Here is a 20,826-nt window from a genome sequence, read left to right as displayed (position 1 = left end):
TAGTACAGAGAGGGGGAAATCCTGCAGGGGGGACATATTACTTTTGGCTTATTGTGCAGCAGAAGTATGGCCTTCAGCTGGATTTTATAGATAAGAAACAGTAAGATAACATTGTAAAAATATAGAGGATAATCAAACTCTTATTGGCTATCCGGCAGTCATCAATTGATATATTAATGCAGACTGGAAGGAGAGAACATGCGAAGAATAGTAGGTATGCTGTTGCTGCTCGCAGGTATGGGGATCGTGACTTTCGCTGTCATTCAGTATGTCGAACACCAGGCAAACTTGAAGGAAGCTATGGCGGAAGCAAACGAACTGATTCGCCAGTCAAATACAATAGATGCTTCGAAAGAACGGCGTGCGGATCCTATATCCTATCGTGATCAAGTGATCGACAAATCCAAGTTCGATCCAAAACCGAACGATGTGATCGGAATGCTTCAAATCCCAAAGCTGGAAGCAGAACTTCCGATCATCGAAGGTACGGATGAAGAGATGCTCGAGAGAGGCGTCGGGCATTACAGCGGTACCGCTTTTCCAATGGATAACGAGCAGATTTTGCTGTCTGGGCACCGGGACACCGTTTTTCGGGATTTCGACATGTTGTCGGTAGGGGATCATTTTATCGTAAAGCTACCTTACGGTACCTTTGAATATGAGATTAAAAGTACGGATATTGTAGATAAAGACGATACATCGGTGATTCGTTCTATGGGAACCGAGGTGCTGGTCATTTCGACCTGCTATCCGTTTCGCTTTGTAGGAAATGCGCCGGAGCGTTATATTTTCTATGCTTACCCGGTCGGGGAAGATGGATAGATTGGGACACAGACTCGCATTGCTTTTGTAAGTGTGTACTCAATAAAAAACAACGCAGCTAATGAGGCTGCGTTGTTTCAGCAACTAAAAAACGTACACTATCGGGGCTTTCGCACCTTATCGTTGAACTTACATAACGCTACTCACCGGTACGGAGGTTCAAGCAAAAGCAGCAGCTCCGCAATAAGGGGAGCAAGCTTATCGGTACCATTTGAGCTGTGTCCGAGGACGTTTACAGCCACCCTTTCTCCTCGGCGATCGCCACGGCCTGCTGCCGGGAATCAGCCTCCAGCTTCTGTATGGCGGAGGAGAGGTAGTTGCGAACGGTGCCTCTCGTCAGGAACAGGGCTTTGCTGATGTCGCCGGTGGTCATGCCTTCCTTGGTTAAGCGAAGCATTTCGATTTCCCGTTCGCTGAGCGGATTCTCCTCCTTCATGAAGAGCGCGGCCGCCAGATCGGTGCTCACAACCCGCTCGCCCTTCATGACCCGCCGAATGGATTCGATCAGGAAATCGATCGGCTCATCCTTTAACAGATATCCCTCTACTTGAGCATCCATTGCTTTTTGCAAATAACCCGGGCGCGCAAAGGTTGTAACGATCATGATTTTGCAGGGCAGACCTGCTTGTCGTATGGATTCGGCCAATTCCAGGCCGCTGATATGAGGCATCTCGATGTCGAGCAGGCACACGTCAGGCTGATGCTGCCGGATCGCGTCCCAGGCTCGCTGCCCGTCGGGCACCTCGGCAACGACCTCGATGTCATCTTCGAAATGAAGCAATGAGGCGAATGCACCGCGAAGCATTTTCTGATCTTCCGCAATAACGATTCGAATCATGAAGCGTCCTCCTTTTCATGCCGGCGAAGCGGGAGATTCAAGGATACCCTGGTGCCTCCCTCAGGCGATGGGGCGATGGCGAAAGAGCCGCCAAGCGTCTTCATCCGCTCCATGATCGACGGGATGCCGTTTCCGTCGCCGTTCCCCGCCAGCCCCACGCCGTCATCCGCGATATGGATTCCGAAGGCATGGTCCTTCGTTTCTAGTCTGATCGTGCACCGCTTGGCACGGCTATGCTTGATGATATTGGTCATGGCTTCCCGGACGCAGAGCGCAAGCATCGTTTCCTCCACGCTGGATAACAGCGGGAGTTTCTCCGGATTCTCGATGCTCAGCGAAATTCCTGCTGTATGCAGCAGTTTGGCCGAATGCTCCAGCTCGCTTGCCAGCGAGATGAACTTCATATCGGATACCAGCTCCCTTACTTGCTTCAGGGCCGTTCGGGTGGTATCGAGAATCTCGCTTAGCTCTCGCTTGGCTTGGACAGCATCCTTATCCACCCATTTCGTTGCCAGCTCGCTCTTCATTTTTATCATCATGAGGGTCTGTCCCAAGGTATCGTGGAGATCCCTGGCGATACGCTGCCGCTCCTCCTGCTGGATATACTTTGCGATCTGCTCGTTGGCTTCATCCAGCTCCCCCTGCAGGCTTTTCGCTTTCTCCTTAATGTAGATGACGATCGGATATACCGATTGAATGATCATGATCGGAAGGTAAATGGCATTGGACGTTTCAAGCAGGGGGTCCTTTCGGAAAACGAACACGAGCAGGAATGATAGGGCAATGGCCCCGCTGCCGATGGCGATATGCACCTTGGACTTGGACCGGCCCAGCAAGTCGGCAAAAATAATCCCGAACATCAGGGTGGTCGGCCCCGTATATACCGCGAGTACGCCAATGGCGAACAGGCCTGTCAGCACGGCAGAGAGCAGCCAGCCGTCCCGGCGCCACAGGGCGATATAGAACGAAACAAGGAACAGCAGGAGCAGCAAGAGGCTGCCCCACAGTCCCAGCGCCGTATCCGAACGAAACACCTGGTAGCATAAGAATACGGTCAGTACGACATCGATGAGCAAATAACTTTTAATCTGATCCCTCGGATACAGCTTATAGAACATATCTAGCCTCCAATCCGGCTATCTTGATTCGAAGAAACCTACCGCCTGTTTACGGACGGTTTCCATGGGTCCCAGCTTGAAGCCGCGAAGCCACAGGGATGCCATGCCCAGCTGAAACGCGGATATTACCAGCCAGACGGCGATAATGACGGCCGAATTCAGCTCGCCGGCAAGGCCCAAGCCCCAGCCGTAGAATACCGCGGATGCCATGATGTTCTGGAGCACGTAGCAGCTCAGCGACATTTTCCCGGCGTTCTCCAGAAGGCGCCACAGCCATTCCAACTTCGTATATTGTATCATTCTCGCCAAAATTGCTATATACCCCATGGACATCAGCGGGGCGAATAAATAGCGCACCGGCAGATCGAAAGCGCCGCCAGGCACAAAAATAAGCAGGTTGAGCGGTACGCCCACATATATCCCCAGCCTAAATAGCCTTTTCCGCAGGCTTTTGCCGTTCTCGTCCGGGGAGAATACGCCTGAGCGCATGAAACGAATCCCGAGCAGGAACAGAAACACGTTAGTCGGTATCACCAGGATGGCTTCCATTCGCAGCGGAAGGAAGTTCGCCAGCCGATATTGGACTTGCTCCATCCAGGTGCCTTCCTGATAAAGGGCAACAACATCGTCAAAACTGCCCAACGATACGCTTGCGCCGCTCGCCAGCATTAGTCCCGCGAGGGCCAGAATCGCAATAGCGAAGACGCTGCCGATTACGTTCATCGTACGTGCGATGAGCCGGTCGCCGCCCTTTACGATGAAGGCTGCAATGATGGCGGTTACTCCATAGCTCATTAAGATGTCATACTCCATGACCAATATAAAATGCAGCAGGCCTTCGAAGACCAGAAACAGGACGGTCCACAAATAAACGCCAGGCCACGGCTTTCCCTTGCGCTTGGCCTGCCGATACTTCATTTCCAGACCGACGCCGAACATGATGGTCAGCAGTCCGAGCAGTTTCCCGTTCACAAGGAATAAGACAATCATGCGAAGTAAGTCATTCGCTCCCCACCAACCGGAATGATCAAAGGTAGTAATGTACCTGAGGTCCCCCGCATGCGCAAAAATCCAAATATTCGTCCCGAGCGTTCCTAGGATCGCGAAGCCCCGCAAAATATCCAGCAGGCGGATTCTGTCCTTTCGTTGTTCCATTTCCCATTCCTTCTTTCTTCTAAGTTCTCTTGTCACTATTGTAGGAACAATCCGTCGGGCGCAACATTCACACCTGTAAAGAGATCCGTATGACACGTGTCATAAATGTTGGGAAAGGGTGGTGTGAGATGGGGTTCTCGTCATGATTTGAAAATTGTGGAATAATAGAAGAAAACAGGAGGAGTGATCATGTACATCGTATCGGCACCAAGGCAGCTGTCGTGGCGCCGAAGTGGATAAGATCCGCTCATTCATGAGCTGGGGTTGGATATCAAGCTGCATGGCAGCGTTGTACTGCGCCAAGCCGTGTCGGACCATGATTATAAGACCCTCGATTATCTACTCGATTATGGGCGGACATCAATTATAATCAGCCCGATATGGTCTATCCTTATCGAGCGACTCCGTTAACGATTGCTGCGCGGATGGGGAATCTTGCCATGGTTAAGCATTTAATTGAGCGAGGCGCGGACGTGACGATAGCGGAAAAAGACGGGGAACAACCTTATGCGATTGCTGTGAGTAATAAAGATACCGCCTTGGCGTACTATTTGAAATCGCTGGAGCCGGCTGAATATCATAGTTTAGAGAACAAGAAGTATGCGCTGAAAAAATATAAATTGACCGATGAACTCGTTCGCTTTCTGACAGGAGACCAGTTGCGGCTTGAGCTATCGCAGAATGAATATGAAATCGGGTATATCGACTTCTTTGCACTGACGGATATAATCGAGAGAAAAGTCGGAGGCACCTGCAACCTCAAATTTAAACTCATTGTCTATCGTCATATGCTTTACTTCGATAAAGTTGCCTTTTTGAAAGGCGGGGATATTTACGATCGGGATGACGGTTCTTACCACTGTGTGGATAGCCTGCCATTTAGTTTCGTGACGCTTAGATCCAGCAATACTTAGAAAGGGGATGAATCCGTAAACGTCAGGGATTCAGGAAAATGGCTATGAATCATTTCAGGAGCATTTTAGAAGAGAGAACAGAAAGTATACTTTATTCCGCAAGCCCATGTTCATCCGAACATGCCGCGGGCTGGATCGGCGGCAATGCCCCGGCCTATTTCGACGACAAAGCGGATACGATCCATGATGGCGACCAGAACTATTACTTTTATTTAAGTCTCGTTCATCCGTTCAAGCCAGCATCTATGATCTCCATTTTCATCCCTAATGACTATGAGGAATACGTGGAGCACAATCAATACCCCGATTGCTCAATCAAGGTGATGGAGCATCCGATGACCGACGAGAGCTTGAACGATCATGTTGCGCACCCGGGCCTAATCAAACATCTTATTTCGCATCCAGAGTCATGCAGCGACTTCCAGTCGATCGATCAGTCTTTCCTGGTCAAATTCGGCGGGAGTCCGAGACTGGTTCAAGATGAAGATTATTATTCGGAGAGGCTGAGGGAGGAAGGGTTCTCCTTTTTGTTGCAGGTAGACGAGGAAGGGTATCCCGAGACGCTGCTCCGAGAGGACAGCAGTTATCCTTTTGGTTTTGGAGCTCTGTATATTTACGCCAAAATCACCACGAATGACGTTCAGGACCTGATAGCGGGCTTCTGGCAGTTCTCATAAATATAAATAACAATTTACCCAAAAAGCGATTGCCGGGACCTGCGGCCGTCGCTTTTTTTTATCACGAATGAGAGTGAAATCATTCCTCATTTTCCAAAGTCGTAATACTTTCGCCCTGTTGGCCGGCTATCGGGTATGGGATGATGGGTTCATCAAAGATTTGAGGTCTTGGACTTTGAACCATTGGCCTTCAGGCTATTGTGATCCTTCCTTCTATTTCAATTGGAGAACCTAGGGTCGCAGCTTTCCTGAAGGAGTTTTATTCAAGAGAGGAGGCGTCCAGGCTATCATATTCCTTCCTTCTATTATTCCTTTAATGACATTAGGGATATGGCTCTCCTGGACTCTTTTATGATGATGAATACCATTTATTTGCGAAGAGCGAACAAATTGATTGTAAGCGAAGGCCAAGGGCCGGGTCGGCTCTCGAAAGCTTATTTGGCAACGGCCATAAACAACATTGAACACCTTGGCTTCGCGTTCTCATATCCACTATTACACGCGATTCGTACCTTATCCAAGGAGCAGTTTGAAGCGTTTTATCAACCACTCATTAATGATTTAAGGGTGCTGGTAGGTGCGCATGTGAAATATGAGCCGATGTATCCTGCTTTCCCGAAACAGGTGATGGATGAGGAAGATGCGGAGCTCTATCTGAATGCCATTTATCATTATCTTACATGGGACTTGCCTGAGTATGAGCTTGAGGAGAGACCTCCGTTGCAGGACGAAGTCAAACTGAAGGTTATTGACCTGGGGAGCAAAGCGGACTTCTATGCCACGATACGTCAGCTTATCCAGGCTAAAGGCTCCATCTCCCAAACAGATAAAGAGGATATTGAGACCGTTATCGAGCATGCAGATCCCGATGAGCTGGAAGCCATTCTTCCTCCCGAGATTCCGTTCAAGGAGAATGCGGGATTCGTGGCAGCCTCATTAATGAAGCATGACAAGGGGAATGTGGAGCTGATCGGGCGTTATTTCAAAACCGCAACCGATGTCCTTCGTCTGGCGGTGGCGTGGTCAGACGGAGATGTCAGTCTGGCGGAAGCCACGCGGTTTCGTAAATTTAAGCGGCGTGAAAGACGACTGATGCTCGGATTGCTGGAACGCTGCCATCCGATAACGGAGGATATGCTCAAATTTAAGGACCGCTGGATTCGTTTGGGTGAAATTCTGCATCCATCCGAATATAAGCATCGGTATATACGCTGCGAGGAAGCTTTTGATATTTTACGCAATCGTAAGCCCTTTACCACGTATAACGGGAGTGTGGAGCTTGCTTTTCAGTACAACCAGGTCTGGAATTTGATTGATCTGTTGATGCAGCGTCCGGGGGAAATTGCCCGCAGATTGGATCAGTTATTGCGATCCACCGAACATACGGAGTATGTTGCAATGGCTTTTGGCGAAGTCGCGAGTCAAGTATCGACGCCGGTATTGCTGCAAGTGAAGGAGCATTTTGCCCGCCGCCGTGAGCCTCAAGAGCTGCGCGTCTTTTTTCCAAAAGGAAATGTGGCGAAAGCCTTTGCCGTACCCCATACGCTCCCGCAGATTGATGAAGCGGCATGCCGGAACATCGTGCAGGTATGCGAGCAGGCGTTGATCCAGCGGTTTGCCGCACTGCCGCCCTTAGGAAAGGCCTATGTCGACGAGCGCTTAAAGGACTATCACGTGCCGTTCTCCCAGAGATCGGCAAGCAAAGCCCTGCATACGATAGTTCGGGGGAGCCGCATGCCGATGACGGAAGGGGATACCATCCGTTTCTTCAGCTGGTGGAAGGAAGGACGGGTTGACGGGGAGCCTACGGGCCGCGTGGATATTGACCTGTCCGCCGTCATGTATGATCAAGATTGGCAGTATGTCGAGCATATCTCTTATACGAATCTGCGGTCTTCCAATTACAAGGCTGTCCACAGCGGAGACATCGTGTCGGCGCCTCAAGGAGCATGCGAGTTCATTGATTTGCATATTCCATCCATCGTCCAATATGGGGGGCGTTATATTGTAGCGACTCTTCATTCGTTTACGAATCAACCGTACTGCAACCTGCCGGAGTGCTTCGTGGGCTGGATGATGCGCAAGAAACCCGGTTCCGGTGAAATATTCGAGCCCTCGACGGTGGCTAATAAAATCGATGTCGCCGCAGATACGCAGATCGCTATTCCTGTTATCTTGGATTTGGTGGAACGTACGGTTATCTGGACCGATCTGTCCCTGACGAGACATCCACATTACTACAACAACGTAGAAGGGAATCAGAAGGGGATGGTTTTGATGGGCAAAGCCATGACAACCCTACGGAAACCTGACCTGTATGATCTTTTCATACTGCATGCCAAGGCAAGAGGAGAGTCGGTAGATACAGCGGATCAAGCGGAAACGATCTTTTCGGTGGAAAATGGGGTTACTCCATTCGATATTGAGCAGATTATGGCGGAATATGTGGTGTAAAAGTGGATGGAAGTGGGAGGTCATGATGAATGAGGAGCAGCTTACGCTGCTCCTTTTGGGGCTGGAGCGTGAAGTAACATAGAAGGTGAAGCATAGTTTCGGCTTTGAGGAGGTTTACTTCCCTAAAAGACGACCATCATCATTCCATTTTCCATACATTTTATTCATACGAGTATGTTCTATAAATTTATCCAATCGTGTATGATACAGACCTGCGTCGCTCTGCACGGACTGGATGTTGTCGATCCTGACTCTAACATACAGCTCTGGCAGGGCTTTGAAGTTGTGATACAGCTCTTCATCCTGCTGCAACTCCATCAATATAGATTCTTGAATTACAAAAGCTTCGGTCCTCATATCAGGAAGTACTTTCTTTCCTGCTTCAGTCATGAGGCCTAATCGCTCTAACCGTCGGACACGCTCTTTATTGAGCTCTGACCAGTTGCTGTTTTTCTTCCTGGGTGAGAATCGTTGTGCTGTATGCGTGGCATCCATTTTTTTACGTGTGCTGTCAATCCAGCCAAAACATAAGGCTTCCTCAACCAAATCCAGATAATTTACGGAAGGATCGGTAATGATCGACCAACAATAATCTTCAGCACGGTGATTATCGCTTAACCACTTCCGCCAATCCTGCCGAGTCTGCACGTGTACCGACTTATCGATTTCCATGGTTTTTGGGTCACCCCTGGCTTCGTGAATTCAGCATCTCTAGATAGTGAGCATTGTACATAATACCGAGCACGTTGCCGAATGGATCTGTAACAGATGCCGTGATGAAGCCTTCCCCCCGATGTACGAGCGGCTCGTACTCTTTAGCACCCATGGATTTCAATTGGCTGAAGGTGGCTTCTATATCATCGACATGCCAGTACATGATCGCTCCGCCGGGGCCGGACATTGGTTGTGCAGGGGCAAAACGGCGATCAATGAGACCCAGCTCGTGCTGGTAGTCTCCAACTCGAAATTCGGCATAGGCCAGTTGACCATCGGGTCCCGAACGTTCGAAATAAGGTGTTATACCCAGCAGATCCGAATACCAAGCCTTTGCCGCTTCCATATCGTCCGCCCAGTAACTGATGGTCGCAAATCCTCGTAAAGTTGGATGTGTGCTCATAATTTATACTTCCTCCTAAAACCCGTTATGATGGTTGTTATAGCTATTATGAGCTGCGATGACTGACGGCGTTATGTCAGTGTTCCTACAAGTTTTATTTATTCCCTTGGCGCACCTTTAACAGTTTGCCTTTTACCGTCGTGTTTTTCATCATTTCAAGCACAAGAGGTCCCTTGCCATTCAGAATCTCAACATCCGTCACAAAATCGTGGATCGTAATAATCCCAATATCGTCGGCGGTTACCCCTTCAAGCTTGGCAATCGTTCCGACAAAGTCTACGGCTCTAAGCTTCTTTTTCTTGCCGCCATTGAAGTTAAGCTTCATAATTTGTTTGTTTAATTGCTCACGCTTATCCTTTTTCAGCTCGGGTTGGATTCTTAGTTTGTGCCCGAAAGCTTCTCGCCGGTGATCGACTTCTTCTTTGGAGGGAGCTTTCACTACTGGTATGGGAAACCCAATATACTCTTCAATGTCGGCTAATCTTCTATCGTCCCTTGGTGTGACGAAAGTAATCGCTTTACCGGTTTTGCCTGCTCGTCCCGTACGTCCCGTGCGATGAACATAGCTTTCCTTCTCAAGCGGGATATCGTAATTAATCACATGAGTGATATTCGTGATATCGATACCTCTGGCGGCTACATCCGTCGCTATCAAGTAACGGAATTGCCCTCTTCTGAACGCATTCATGACCTCGAAACGCTCTTCCTGCTCCATTCCACCGTGAATACGATCACATGGGTAGCCAAGATCAGCCAATGATCTGAATAGATTATCCACATGCTCTTGCGTACGGCAGAACACGATACAGCTCTCCGGACTCTCAACAATGAGCAGATCCTGAAGAAGGGCGAGTTTCCTCGTCTCCATCACCTGAATAAGCTCGTGTTCTATCGTGGCAGTTGTTATACCGCTTGCTTGAATCTCAATGTGGGCAGGATGGTTCATATATTTGTGGGCCAAATTGGCCACATCCTCAGGAAACGTAGCGGAGAATAACATGGTGACCCTGTCACGCGGCAGCCGTTGAATAATCGACTGAACCTGCTCAATAAAGCCCATATTCAGCATCTCATCCGCTTCGTCAATGACGAGATAAGCAATCCGCTCCAGTGAGAGCGATCCGCGTTCCATATGGTCCAGCACACGTCCCGGCGTACCCACAACCATGTGCGTTCTTTGCTTTAACTCGGCTTTTTGTATGTGAAAAGGATGTTTCCCAAAAAGAGGTGTTGCTTTGATTCGCTTAAAACGCCCAATATTCGTGATATCTTCGTTGACCTGTAACGCCAGTTCGCGGGTTGGCGTCAGGATTAATGCCTGCGGCTTATTCTCATTCCAATCCACTAGCTCGCAGAGCGGGATCCCATAAGCAGCTGTTTTGCCGCTACCTGTTTGTGATTTGACCACCAGGTCCCTTTTCTCAAGCGCAACCGGAATGACTTCCTGTTGTACCTCCGTCGGTGTCTCATAGCCCAAGCTATTCAGCGCTTTCACAATCGATTCGCTTAATTGATAATCCGTAAAGTGTTTCTTACTCATCTTCAACCTCTTCTACGCTATATTCGAATACCTATATATACCGGCTCTCACCGTACATCTACAGTATGCTCATTTATTATACTGTGAATCTGGTTTTGATATTGAAATTTATACATTCTAACCAGAAGGGATCGTAAAGCAGATCCAAATAGAGCATAATCACGTACAAGGGCATAGTATGCATCGCTAGCTTCACTATGCTGGAGAGTGACATGCCGGAATGGTATAATCTCAGAAAGGATGATTAGTGTGGGAGGCGTGAAACGATGAGTGAGGAGCTAATAGAGCAGCTGGAAGAGTGGCATGAAGAGGATGAATTTGAAGAGATCGTAGATGCGATTACGGAGATTCCTGCGGAAGATCGCGATTATGTGCTGATCAGTCACTTGGGCAGAGCGTTGAATAATCTTGAACGTTATGAAGAGGCGGTTGAGCAATTCCTGGCCATTCAAGAAGAGGGCAAGGATGATCCCTTATGGCATTACCGCATAGGCCTTGCTTATTACTATTTGGAGCGGTATGAAGATGCTCGCAAAGCATTTGAAGTGGCCGATCACCTGGATCCCGGCGATGAAGATACGTTGGAGTTTCTGGAGTGGATTCGGAACAAAACCGCTCCGCAACCTGCTAAGGAACCCAATGCGGTGTCTTATACGGACCCCGATGTGCTGAATTTCTGGGATGATGGCGCGCTTGAGGCAGACCAATACGTGTCGGCTCCGCCTACGGATGAATTGATTGAATCCGTGGAGGAAGCACTGGTCTTCAAACTTCCCGCCTCTTATATCCAAGCAATGAAATTACATAATGGCGGGATTCCCCGCAACCGGAAGTTTCCTATCGGAGATGGAGCCCAGGATTATATTGAAATTACAGGTATTTTGGGCATTGGACGAGAGAAGAAAAAATCATTGTGCGGAAGCTTGGGCAGCCGCTATATGATAGAGCATGGCGGATATCCTGAGATTGGTGTGGTCATTTGCGATTGTCCTTCCCAGTCCGAGGTCGTGATGCTGGACTACCGTTCATCCGGAAATGACGGGGAGCCTGAAGTCATCCATGTGGACAAGGCTAATGATTACAAAATAACCCGCCTTGCTGCGAATTTCGAGGCTTTCGTTGGCGGCTTGAAACAATAACATAAGCATAAAATGAATGAAGCATCTCCTACCGTGGGAGATGCTTTTTCTTTGTATATGTAAAGATGGGGGTTGATTAGTTCTCCCGATGATCCAGTGTATCCACGATGTCTTTAAGTACACGAAAGAGCAGCTTGCTTTCAGACAATGTACGAGAATAAAGCAGCGAGCTGATGGATTCTAGGACCTCTGCCTTCTCACTTGCGGTATCCAGACTATCTGTCTCGTGGAACTGGAACATAGCTGCTGACGATACTCCTAATCCCTCGATGATCTTTTCCAGTGTTTCAATGGATATATTTCGTTCCCCGCGTTCTACCGTTCCTATGTAAGAGGCGTTTATCCCAGCCTTTTCTGCTAGTTCCTCCTGGTCATTCCCTGTTTTTTTCTGAGCTGCTTGATTCGTTCGCCTATCATTTTTAGGAGCATCTTTAACCACCTCTATTTCAGATTAAAGAAGTAGTATGGCAACAAACAGAATATAATATTCAATATTTTATTGTAAATAGTGCTTATATACACTAAGAGTATGGATGTTTGCGGGAACAAAAAGGAAGTTCGATGCGTAGCACAAAAAAGACTAATGGTGTGGATTGCAGAAGAAGATCTTCATGATTTTCAGATCTATGGATTTTATCAGCTTCATCAATAGAGTTATTGAATTGATCCCAATTCCAATTCACCCGTGATGCTATATTTTTTGTATCCCAAAATATTCCAACCTATGCTAAAATGGATACAAAAAAGAAAGTTAGGGAGGCATTTAATTGATAGGGCGCAGTGGAAATCCAACACTAAACGAAGAAACATTTGAGAAGAGTGGGTATTACAACGGCCAGGAAACGATGACGATTGGCGGAACGGTGAATAAATCGTTCATGCTGCTCGCGCTGCTGATCGGGGCAGCGGTCATTTCATGGGCTATGTATTTTAACGGGTATGATGTATTCCCGTTCATGATCGGGGGAGCGATAGGCGGCTTTGTTCTGGCACTGATCATCAGCTTTGTGCCGAAGGCAGCCCCTTACTTGGCACCGATCTATGCGATCGTGGAGGGGTTTTTCCTCGGTGCATTATCGGCTCATTATGAATATCTGTATTATGGAATTACATTACAAGCGGCTTTACTGACAATGTGCATATTCCTCGGTATGCTGCTCGCTTATAAAACAGGTCTGATCCGGGCAACCGCAGGCTTCAAAAAGGGTATTATCGCAGCAACCATCGGCGTTGCACTTGTATACCTGTTTAGCTTCGTTCTGGGCATGTTCGGTGTGGCGGTGCCTTACCTGCATGACAGCACCCCGATCGGCATCGGAATTTCGGTTGTCATCATCATTATTGCAGCCCTGAATTTCATACTCGATTTTAACTTTATCGAAGAGGGAGCACAGCAAGGTGCACCCAAATATATGGAATGGTACGGCTCTTTCGGTTTGTTGGTTACACTCGTGTGGTTGTATATCGAAATTATCCGGTTGCTGGCGAAGCTGGCGAATCGGGATTAATATCTGGATGGGTACGGTCAACATCGCTGTCGGGGCATTCTCGACAGCGATTTTTTTTAAGATATCAGAAAGGATATGGCCTTTGAAACAGTCGAATAATAAATTTCCTTCAGTAAACCCTACAAAGAGCGACTTGTGTTTAAATAATAAGTAGATACTGTCATCATCATACTGCTTGAAGAAGGAGATCCCATGACCAATAAGAAAGCCATGATCGATATAGGTTGGAACTTTGAGAACAGTTATGCCAAGCTGCCGGAGTCCTTTTTTACAAAACAAGATCCCACGCCTGTGCGCTCACCGGAGCTGATAATCCTTAATGAGCCGTTGGCGGCATCTCTGGGTTTAAACGCCGAGGGGCTGAAGAGCCCAGAGGGTGCAGCGATGCTCGCAGGCAACGAGATACCCGAGGGGGCATCACCGCTCGCACAGGCTTATGCCGGGCACCAATTCGGTTATTTTACGATGCTGGGCGACGGCCGTGCGATTCTGTTGGGTGAACAAATCACGCCGCAGGATGAGCGTATGGATATTCAGCTTAAAGGCTCGGGCCGGACCCCGTACTCCCGTGGAGGAGATGGTCGGGCGGCTCTGGGTCCGATGCTGCGCGAATATATCATCAGCGAGGCCATGCATGCGCTGGGGATACCGACTACCCGCAGCCTGGCGGTGGTGTCCACCGGCCAGCCTGTCACTCGTGAGAGGGAGCTGCCGGGTGCGATTCTGACCCGCGTGGCCTCGAGTCATGTGAGAGTGGGCACATTTCAATACGTAAGGGGAGCGGGTACAACCGAGGATCTGCGGATTCTGGCAGACTACACCCTGCAGCGGCATTACCCGGAGGCTGACGTTGGTTACGGTGCCAACCGATATCTTGTCCTGCTTCAGGAGGTCATCAAGCGTCAGGCCGCTCTAATCGCCAAGTGGCAGCTCGTCGGATTTATCCATGGGGTGATGAACACCGATAATATGACCCTCAGCGGCGAAACGATTGATTATGGCCCTTGTGCCTTCATGGATAACTTTGACCCGAATACGGTATTCAGCTCCATCGATTCACAAGGCCGCTATGCCTATGTGAACCAGCCGTATATTGCGGCTTGGAATCTCGCAAGATTGGCCGAATCCCTGCTGCCACTGCTACATGAAGAAGAGGAACAGGCCGTCAAGCTGGCCGAGGGTGCGATTGGGAGTTTTACCGATCTGTATCACGAGCAGTGGCTTGCAGGCATGAGAGCCAAGCTGGGGATCTTCCAAGAAGAGGAGGATGACGAATCCCTGATCGAAGACCTCCTTAAGATGATGAAAAATCACCAGGCGGATTATACCAATACCTTTCGTGCGTTAACGTTTGACAAGCTGGAGGATACGCCTCTAAACGGCACCCCCGAATTGGCTTCCTGGTATGAGCGATGGCAGGCGAGACTTGGCAGCCAGCAGGAATCGAAGGAACAATCCCATCAATTAATGCGCAGCAGCAATCCTGCGGTCATTCCCCGGAACCATCGGGTGGAGGAAGCGCTGGAAGCAGCGGAGCAGGAGGGGGACTACAGCGTGATGGAGCAGCTGCTTCATGCGCTGTCCGATCCATATGCGCATTCGCCGGAACAAGCGGAATATGCTATCGTGCCGGAGTTGTCGCGTCCTTACCGAACCTTCTGCGGCACGTAAGAATAGCGGAACGTTCCAATAGCGAGCATGAATCGGGTACTATCACAAAAGCCCTTGGACCGGTGTCCAAGGGCTATTCATCGTATGGCTATTTTATTCGAGACCTTATTCAACATCATAGCAGAGCCGAAAGAAACAGTCTATATTTTTGCCCGGAAATGCCATAGAGTGGGGAAGCCGGCAAAACCAAATGAAATGGAGCGTGGTCTCATGAGTTGGACTTGTCACCTCGATGAAACAGATGTACAGGAGTATGTCGGAAAGGTTTTGGGTACCGGTTATGTTGTGGCGGATGTCACGAGGATGCATGGCGGGGCGCAAAAGGTTGTCTATAAGATCCAGTGTCAAAACGGATTCTCCTGCGTGTTGTATGTGTGGGACTTGACGAAGAATTATTTTCAGGAAGAAATAGGGAACGAAAGTGTGCATGAACGATCCTTTGGCGGGCATTCGTTCGAAATCAATAACAGATGGTTAAAGGAGCATGGTATTTCGACGCCTGCTCTATATAATCTTCACACGGAACGGGAGCGATACCCGTTTGACTATGCATTAGTCGAATATATGGAGGGACAGAAGGCGGAAGCCTACTTTCAGCATCCGGATCAACGGGTTCGGGATGAGGTCTTTGAACGGGTGGGCAACATGATCGCACGCATGCATGCAAATCACAGGCAAAACTATGGTAAGCCTGATCAAAGCTGGAATCAACGGGAGCGATGCCATCTTGTGCAGTTGGAAAACGCTAGGGAACAGCTGTCCTACATCATCCTTCATAACGAGAGTATCCGGAACAATCACGACAGGCTGCTCGCTATATTGCATGAGCTTGAATCCAGGATCGATTCCCGTCGGCGTTATGGCTTTATCCACGGCGAGTTGGGCCCTGACCATATTCTGGTTACAGACCGTTTAGAGCCCTGTCTCATTGATATTGAAGGTGCGCAATACTTTGACATCGAGCATGAGCATACGTTTCTTGAGCTGCGATTCGGGAAGCATTACCCTTACTTCCACCAAACCGGGCTTGATTTGAATCGGATGTTGTTTTACCGTCTGCATCACTATATCTCATTAACCTCGGGCGGCTTGAAGCTGCTTCACCGTGGATTCCCGGATCAGGCATTTGCTTCAAATTTGGCTGATTATCACGCACGCAACACGATCCGTTTCATCGAGGAATGGCAGCAAACCCGTTAACAGGTCCTTCATGAGATGGGTTGAACACCATTAACTCTGCTGCATGGGTTTTAAGAAAGGGCGGTAAACTCCTGCCTATAGATCCGCTCTACCATGCCAAGCACCTCCGTACTTTGGCTCGAGAATTTCAAAGGCGTTACTTTCCCCTTGTTGAGAAAGACTCCCGTCGATTGTGGGGAACTGCCTATCGCTGCTTCATACAGACGTGAAGCTCCCTCACTGGGATGAGAGAAGAACAGGTGGCGGATCGGGATCATAAATTTTGGCATTCCGGCGTTGTTGGTGATGGTTGTTTTATTTGCTCCCGGACAGACACTCCGGATCATAATGCCATCCTTCTGTATGGAATTGGCGATCTCCTGAGTCCACAGCGATAGCGCTAATTTACTTGCAGCGTAAGGTCCAACCAGCTTTTTGAACACGGTAGGGGAAGCCAACGTAGTGTAATCGAACCGTTTGAGATACAGCAGCGCATTGGAGGACGTATTGATTACCGTTTTGAAGCTGCCTCTCGCTAGGAGCTCTTTCATTTCCATCAAGATGATATAAGGCACCACGGAGTTTACTTCAAAATGCATCTCGCGCCCTTGTTTGGAGTAGGATAATTGGCCAAAGGAAACACCTGCGTTATTAAACAGCAGGTCGATATGCTCCTCGTGTTTCTTGATCTGATTCAGCGAGGTTTGGAGATCCGTGAAATCCGACAAATCGGCCGTGTATATTCTCAGCTGCTGCGACATAATGCAGTCTTGTACAAGGGAATCACCGGATGGAAAGGCAGAACGGATCAAAGCGAGGACTTGCCAGCCTTCGGATAACAATCGCTTGGTTAGCTCCAAGCCAATGCCGGAGCTTGCACCCGTGATCAAGGCGACTCGATTATTTCTTTTATGTGTCATGTGTCATTCTCCTATACTTAAGATTCTTCACTGGTCGCCCTATCGGGATTTAGCAGGGACTGATTATGGATCAACTTGTCGTCGATGAACCGCAGAATGCGCTGCAGGTCCGAAATTTGCTCGGTAATTTTCTGACGGTAATTCTGGAGCATGGCGTTCAGCTCCGGAACGGATTGAATATTTTCCTTAAAGGGAAGATGCACATAGGCTTTCATATCCTCCAGTGACATTCCTGTCTTCTTCAGGCATGTGATGAGTTCCATAATTTCGGCATCCTCTATGTGATATACACGATGGCCATTATCTTTCCTTGCGGGAGGAGGAAGGAGACCGATCTTCTCGTAATGGCGAATGGCATCCTCAGTCAAGCCGGTTCGTTTAGATACTTGTTTGATGGAATATGTGTCTCCCATGTTGGCACCTCTTTCTGCAGCAGCGCTTGGTTTGCCCTATTATCGTACAACTTGGTGTTAACACCAAGTCAATATCGATTTTTATTCACAGATCAAATCATTTACGTCTCTGTGCCCTTTGATGAACTGGATTATAAAGTATGGCCAGATCAATCTTTTGGAAATACTTATATAAACACTAAAGACTAGCTGCTTCTAGAAAGGGAGAATGAAATGCAAGCCTATGTAATGCCTGTTTTCATTGCTTTATCCATTTGTTTTGTATTAGCATCCTTTCTGACGCTCCCTTGGGCGGTTTATCAGTATCGTAAACATGGGTACTTTAGCTTTTGGAGAACATTACTTATCTTAAGTTTTATCTTTTATGGATTAAGTGCTTTCTTCTTAGTGATTTTTCCACTCCCCAGCGCTCGGAATAATTGTGCTTCAATGGATCCCGGCACGATTTTTACTCAATATCGCCCTTTTCAATTTATACGGGATATTCAACGCGAAAGCGGATTTCATTGGACGGCCCCTTCGAGTTATATCCATTTGTTAACAACGCGGGCCTTTTATCAAATGTTTTTTAATGTTTTGCTTTTGTTTCCATTAGGTGTGTTTCTGAGGTATTTTTTTAAGGGGAAAGCGAAATGGTTTCATGCTGCTCTTATTGGCTTTGGGGTTTCGCTTTTCTTTGAAATAACCCAACGAACCGCTTTGTTTGGCTTTTATGAATGCCCCTACCGTATATTTGATGTAGATGATTTGTTGACGAATACGGTTGGGACTTTACTTGGCTTTATACTCGCCCCCATGTTTTTGGTGTTAATACCATCGCGGGAAACGCTTAGTGAGCAAAGCCACTTCTTTCACAACCAGAGAAAAGCAACCTTTGGTGCCCAGCTCATGGAGGTTCTTCTAAATATTATGATTGCCAGAGTGATAACCGGCTTTATATTCGGGTTGCTGAAGGGTCCAGGATTACTTGTTGACGAGATCATCTTTGCCATTGTTTTCTTTGTGTTAATGGTCGTTATCCCTGTGATTTGGAAAGGAAATACGGTGGGTTCTAAGATCGTTCGCATGAGATTACTTCCGGAAAAGGGGAATTGGATAGGATGTTTGAGTCGACGTTACGCCATTGTCTATTTGCCTTTATTGTGTTCAGCTTTATCGGAGATATTTTCTAATCATATGGGTGAAGATCTTCTAGCCAACCTTTTTGCAATTGGAGTGGCTTTCCTTACAGGACTGTTATGGTTCTTTATCTTCTGCCATATCGTAATTAGATGGATCAAAAAGGACAAAACTCTTTACTTTAATCGATACAGTCACATAGAGGCTGTTAGAATTACGGGCGAAAAGTGATCAATGTAAAAATAGGATACGAATTCATGTGGAACTAAGAATAAGTCGATTACGTTATTAAATCGAGACGATTCCGGTTTCTATAGGAAGTGGCATGGTGAATACGGAACGGATGGGAGCTGAGGGTTATGAATTTTGATATCAAGGAAGCCGTTGAGATTCTGGAGCGAACCCCCGTCACCTTGGAGCACATGTTATCCGGTTTATCGGATGGGTGGCTTAGGAGCCATGAAGGGGATGGCACCTGGAATGCCATGGAAGTGATTGAGCACCTAATCGAAGGTGAGCGGACCAATTGGATACCGCGGCTGGAGTTTATGCTGCAGGAAGGGGAGGGCAAGCCGTTTCCGCCCTTTGACCGTTACGCTCACTTAAACGAACCTGGAGGGGGATCTATCGATCAAAAGCTGCATGCATTTAAGGTTATCCGTGCTCAAAACCTGGTTAAACTAAAGGATCTAATGGAATCCGGGCCTAATCTCGAACGGACGGGCCTGCACCCGGCATTCGGTGTGGTGAAGTTGAGAGAGCTGCTGTCGACGTGGGTGGTGCACGATTTAACGCATACCTCTCAAATCGTGCGGGTGTTGGCCGAGCGTTACCGAGATGACGTGGGGCCTTGGATCGAGTATCTGGGAATCCTGAAGAGACGATAATATGATTGGCAGGCAAGCTCTTAAAACGACCGTATTAGGCACTCGAGGGAGTCTGATAGAAAATATTAAAAAGCCGATGATCCGCATTCGACTGCGATGATCATCGGCTTTTTGCGGTAGGGGTGTGGTGACGCCAGGCGCATACCCCAGTAAGGATGCTGTCCAGGATAGCTTAGAAAAGGTTTTGAATGTTACCGCTTGTCGTCTTGCTGTCTCTCATTCAAATGCTCCGTCAGATACTTCACGATGCCATCCTCCGCGTCCTGAGAGTACTGCCAGACCATCGCTCCTCCGAGATTCTTACTCTGGATGTAGGCCACCTTCTCCTTCAAGGCTTCTTGATCCTCGTAACTGATGAAGGTATGGCCGTCATAGAGGTAGGCGGCCTTCGCTTTGTTGTCGTAATAACGCGTGAAGCCGTTTTTGTTCAGGTAGGCTTTCTCGATCTGCTTATAATTGAGGTTCACCTTGTCGATGTCGATGGGCGTTCCGGGAGCGAAGAGTCCGTCTTTGGTGCCCTTGGCTTCTTTCACGTTTTTCCAGCCGTACGAATAAGCAGGGACGCCAAGCAGCAGCTTCTGGCTGTCGATATCATGGTCCAGGTACATCGAGATAATTCCATCAATGGAATGCTTGGATTTCCCCTGGCTGTCCACATACAGATTGGAGTTAAAGCCGGTGGTGTCGGACCACTTGCCTGTCAGGTCGTAGGTCATGACGTTGATGTAATCCACGTATTTCTCCACTTTTTTGACCTCGACGTTTTGGAAATACCAGTCCTGGGTTCCGGAGGCAAACGTCAGCAGATATTTCTTGTTCTTGTGAGGCAGCCTGTACAGCTTCTCGCGCAGCTCCTTCATCAGACTGGTGAAATTCTTCGTATCCTCCGGGCGCGCTTTCTGCGTATTCCAGGCATGAAACGCCGGATACTCCCAGTCGATATCCACGCCGTCCAGATCCAGCTCCTTGACCAGGTTGATGATGCTCTCGGTGAAGAGGTACCGGTTGCCGTCCAGCGAAGCGTCGGAGAAGCCGTCTGCGCCGTAACCACCTATAGCCAGGACCATTTGGGTCTTCGGATTCGCCGCTTTCAACTGCTTGATGTTTTCTTTGATCTGGTTGTTGGTTGTGCTGTCTTCATGGAAATAGAGATCCGTTCCCTTAATCTTGGCAAAAGCGATAAACGCGATGTCCACGCCTTTCTCCGATAACTTGATGTGTCGGTAATCCTGCCAGGCTTCCACGTAGACTGCCGTGATTTTCCGGTCCTCCGCGGCGGAGATCTGATAGAAATAGAGACCCATACCGACAAGCAGCACCACAATGAATATTTTCGTATATATCGTTATCCGCAT

19 protein-coding genes and 1 pseudogene are annotated in these 20,826 nt (G+C 48.3%); 10 read left to right on the top strand and 10 right to left on the bottom strand.

The window, feature by feature from the left end:
* Positions 1–198 precede the first annotated feature (198 nt).
* Positions 199–822 (top strand): class D sortase, encoded by a 624-nt coding sequence (locus tag BJP58_RS19120; RefSeq protein WP_194540181.1) that lies wholly within the window; start codon positions 199–201, stop codon positions 820–822.
* 232 nt (positions 823–1,054) lie between these two features.
* Here the strand turns inward: BJP58_RS19120 and BJP58_RS19115 are convergent, their stop codons facing one another.
* Genes BJP58_RS19115 through BJP58_RS19105 form a run of 3 tightly spaced genes read right to left on the bottom strand, consistent with a single transcriptional unit; the run spans position 1,055 to position 3,933 of the window.
* Positions 1,055–1,660, bottom strand: a complete 606-nt coding sequence (locus BJP58_RS19115) for a response regulator transcription factor (RefSeq protein ID WP_194540180.1) — start codon at positions 1,658–1,660, stop codon at positions 1,055–1,057.
* On the bottom strand, positions 1,657–2,778 hold the full coding sequence (locus BJP58_RS19110; RefSeq protein ID WP_194540179.1) for a sensor histidine kinase: 1,122 nt from the start codon (positions 2,776–2,778) through the stop codon (positions 1,657–1,659). The genes BJP58_RS19115 and BJP58_RS19110 overlap by 4 nt, the downstream gene beginning before the upstream one ends.
* Positions 2,779–2,796: 18 nt before the next feature.
* A complete protein-coding gene (locus BJP58_RS19105) occupies positions 2,797–3,933 on the bottom strand; it encodes a DUF418 domain-containing protein (RefSeq protein ID WP_194540178.1) in 1,137 nt (378 codons plus the stop codon).
* A gap of 243 nt (positions 3,934–4,176) precedes the next feature.
* On the opposite strand from BJP58_RS19105, the pseudogene BJP58_RS19100 reads away from it, so the two are divergent.
* From BJP58_RS19100 to BJP58_RS19090, 3 genes and pseudogenes are all read left to right on the top strand, one after another.
* Positions 4,177–4,679, top strand: a pseudogene (locus tag BJP58_RS19100) (ankyrin repeat domain-containing protein); the annotation flags it as partial.
* A 212-nt stretch (positions 4,680–4,891) separates the two neighbouring features.
* Positions 4,892–5,524, top strand: a complete 633-nt coding sequence (locus BJP58_RS19095; protein WP_233354693.1) for a hypothetical protein — start codon at positions 4,892–4,894, stop codon at positions 5,522–5,524.
* A gap of 351 nt (positions 5,525–5,875) precedes the next feature.
* Entirely contained in the window at positions 5,876–7,978 is a 2,103-nt protein-coding gene (locus BJP58_RS19090; RefSeq protein ID WP_194540176.1) for a TerD family protein, read from the top strand.
* Positions 7,979–8,092: 114 nt separating this feature from the next.
* Here the strand turns inward: BJP58_RS19090 and BJP58_RS19085 are convergent, their stop codons facing one another.
* The 3 genes from BJP58_RS19085 to BJP58_RS19075 form a co-directional block, all read right to left on the bottom strand.
* Entirely contained in the window at positions 8,093–8,650 is a 558-nt protein-coding gene (locus tag BJP58_RS19085) for a YdeI/OmpD-associated family protein (RefSeq protein WP_194540175.1), read from the bottom strand.
* Positions 8,651–8,660: 10 nt separating this feature from the next.
* Positions 8,661–9,095, bottom strand: a complete 435-nt coding sequence (locus tag BJP58_RS19080; RefSeq protein ID WP_194540174.1) for a VOC family protein — start codon at positions 9,093–9,095, stop codon at positions 8,661–8,663.
* 94 nt (positions 9,096–9,189) lie between these two features.
* On the bottom strand, positions 9,190–10,635 hold the full coding sequence (locus BJP58_RS19075; protein WP_071220599.1) for a DEAD/DEAH box helicase: 1,446 nt from the start codon (positions 10,633–10,635) through the stop codon (positions 9,190–9,192).
* 266 nt (positions 10,636–10,901) lie between these two features.
* Here BJP58_RS19075 and BJP58_RS19070 point away from each other — a divergent pair, with 266 nt between their 5' ends.
* On the top strand, positions 10,902–11,774 hold the full coding sequence (locus tag BJP58_RS19070) for an SMI1/KNR4 family protein (RefSeq protein WP_194540173.1): 873 nt from the start codon (positions 10,902–10,904) through the stop codon (positions 11,772–11,774).
* Between the two features lie 76 nt (positions 11,775–11,850).
* Here the strand turns inward: BJP58_RS19070 and BJP58_RS19065 are convergent, their stop codons facing one another.
* The gene (locus BJP58_RS19065) at positions 11,851–12,213 is read right to left on the bottom strand and encodes a helix-turn-helix domain-containing protein (protein ID WP_194540172.1); all 363 of its coding nucleotides are present in this window, start codon (positions 12,211–12,213) and stop codon (positions 11,851–11,853) included.
* Positions 12,214–12,541: 328 nt separating this feature from the next.
* Here BJP58_RS19065 and BJP58_RS19060 point away from each other — a divergent pair, with 328 nt between their 5' ends.
* From BJP58_RS19060 to BJP58_RS19050, 3 genes are all read left to right on the top strand, one after another.
* Positions 12,542–13,282: a Bax inhibitor-1/YccA family protein gene (locus BJP58_RS19060; protein ID WP_194540171.1), complete on the top strand. Its 741-nt coding sequence runs from the start codon at positions 12,542–12,544 to the stop codon at positions 13,280–13,282.
* Between the two features lie 192 nt (positions 13,283–13,474).
* Complete coding sequence (locus BJP58_RS19055) at positions 13,475–14,953, top strand: protein adenylyltransferase SelO (RefSeq protein WP_194540170.1); 1,479 nt, start codon at positions 13,475–13,477, stop codon at positions 14,951–14,953.
* 210 nt (positions 14,954–15,163) lie between these two features.
* Positions 15,164–16,153 (top strand): phosphotransferase family protein, encoded by a 990-nt coding sequence (locus BJP58_RS19050; RefSeq protein WP_194540169.1) that lies wholly within the window; start codon positions 15,164–15,166, stop codon positions 16,151–16,153.
* Between the two features lie 50 nt (positions 16,154–16,203).
* On the opposite strand, the gene BJP58_RS19045 is transcribed toward BJP58_RS19050, so the two are convergent.
* Complete coding sequence (locus tag BJP58_RS19045; protein ID WP_194540168.1) at positions 16,204–17,052, bottom strand: SDR family NAD(P)-dependent oxidoreductase; 849 nt, start codon at positions 17,050–17,052, stop codon at positions 16,204–16,206.
* 17 nt (positions 17,053–17,069) lie between these two features.
* A complete protein-coding gene (locus BJP58_RS19040) occupies positions 17,070–17,465 on the bottom strand; it encodes a MerR family transcriptional regulator (protein ID WP_194540167.1) in 396 nt (131 codons plus the stop codon).
* Between the two features lie 213 nt (positions 17,466–17,678).
* On the opposite strand from BJP58_RS19040, the gene BJP58_RS19035 reads away from it, so the two are divergent.
* Positions 17,679–18,815, top strand: a complete 1,137-nt coding sequence (locus tag BJP58_RS19035; protein ID WP_194540166.1) for a VanZ family protein — start codon at positions 17,679–17,681, stop codon at positions 18,813–18,815.
* A gap of 128 nt (positions 18,816–18,943) precedes the next feature.
* Positions 18,944–19,471: a DinB family protein gene (locus tag BJP58_RS19030; protein ID WP_194540165.1), complete on the top strand. Its 528-nt coding sequence runs from the start codon at positions 18,944–18,946 to the stop codon at positions 19,469–19,471.
* A 191-nt stretch (positions 19,472–19,662) separates the two neighbouring features.
* On the opposite strand, the gene BJP58_RS19025 is transcribed toward BJP58_RS19030, so the two are convergent.
* Entirely contained in the window at positions 19,663–20,826 is a 1,164-nt protein-coding gene (locus tag BJP58_RS19025) for a glycoside hydrolase family 18 protein (protein WP_194540164.1), read from the bottom strand.

This window comes from Paenibacillus sp. JZ16 (assembly GCF_015326965.1).
Lineage (GTDB): Bacteria > Bacillota > Bacilli > Paenibacillales > Paenibacillaceae > Paenibacillus_AQ.
Note: the sequence above shows the minus strand (reverse complement) of the source record. Positions and strands in the feature narration are given on the sequence as shown.

Coding starts and splice junctions, on each gene's coding strand:
- BJP58_RS19120 (WP_194540181.1), top strand. CDS start 199: ATGCGAAGAATAGTAGGTATGCTGTTGCTGCTCGCAGGTATGGGGATC.
- BJP58_RS19115 (WP_194540180.1), bottom strand. CDS start 1,660: ATGATTCGAATCGTTATTGCGGAAGATCAGAAAATGCTTCGCGGTGCA.
- BJP58_RS19110 (WP_194540179.1), bottom strand. CDS start 2,778: ATGTTCTATAAGCTGTATCCGAGGGATCAGATTAAAAGTTATTTGCTC.
- BJP58_RS19105 (WP_194540178.1), bottom strand. CDS start 3,933: ATGGAACAACGAAAGGACAGAATCCGCCTGCTGGATATTTTGCGGGGC.
- BJP58_RS19095 (WP_233354693.1), top strand. CDS start 4,892: ATGAATCATTTCAGGAGCATTTTAGAAGAGAGAACAGAAAGTATACTT.
- BJP58_RS19090 (WP_194540176.1), top strand. CDS start 5,876: ATGATGATGAATACCATTTATTTGCGAAGAGCGAACAAATTGATTGTA.
- BJP58_RS19085 (WP_194540175.1), bottom strand. CDS start 8,650: ATGGAAATCGATAAGTCGGTACACGTGCAGACTCGGCAGGATTGGCGG.
- BJP58_RS19080 (WP_194540174.1), bottom strand. CDS start 9,095: ATGAGCACACATCCAACTTTACGAGGATTTGCGACCATCAGTTACTGG.
- BJP58_RS19075 (WP_071220599.1), bottom strand. CDS start 10,635: ATGAGTAAGAAACACTTTACGGATTATCAATTAAGCGAATCGATTGTG.
- BJP58_RS19070 (WP_194540173.1), top strand. CDS start 10,902: ATGAGTGAGGAGCTAATAGAGCAGCTGGAAGAGTGGCATGAAGAGGAT.
- BJP58_RS19055 (WP_194540170.1), top strand. CDS start 13,475: ATGACCAATAAGAAAGCCATGATCGATATAGGTTGGAACTTTGAGAAC.
- BJP58_RS19050 (WP_194540169.1), top strand. CDS start 15,164: ATGAGTTGGACTTGTCACCTCGATGAAACAGATGTACAGGAGTATGTC.
- BJP58_RS19045 (WP_194540168.1), bottom strand. CDS start 17,052: ATGACACATAAAAGAAATAATCGAGTCGCCTTGATCACGGGTGCAAGC.
- BJP58_RS19040 (WP_194540167.1), bottom strand. CDS start 17,465: ATGGGAGACACATATTCCATCAAACAAGTATCTAAACGAACCGGCTTG.
- BJP58_RS19035 (WP_194540166.1), top strand. CDS start 17,679: ATGCAAGCCTATGTAATGCCTGTTTTCATTGCTTTATCCATTTGTTTT.
- BJP58_RS19030 (WP_194540165.1), top strand. CDS start 18,944: ATGAATTTTGATATCAAGGAAGCCGTTGAGATTCTGGAGCGAACCCCC.
- BJP58_RS19025 (WP_194540164.1), bottom strand. CDS start 20,826: ATGCGGATAACGATATATACGAAAATATTCATTGTGGTGCTGCTTGTC.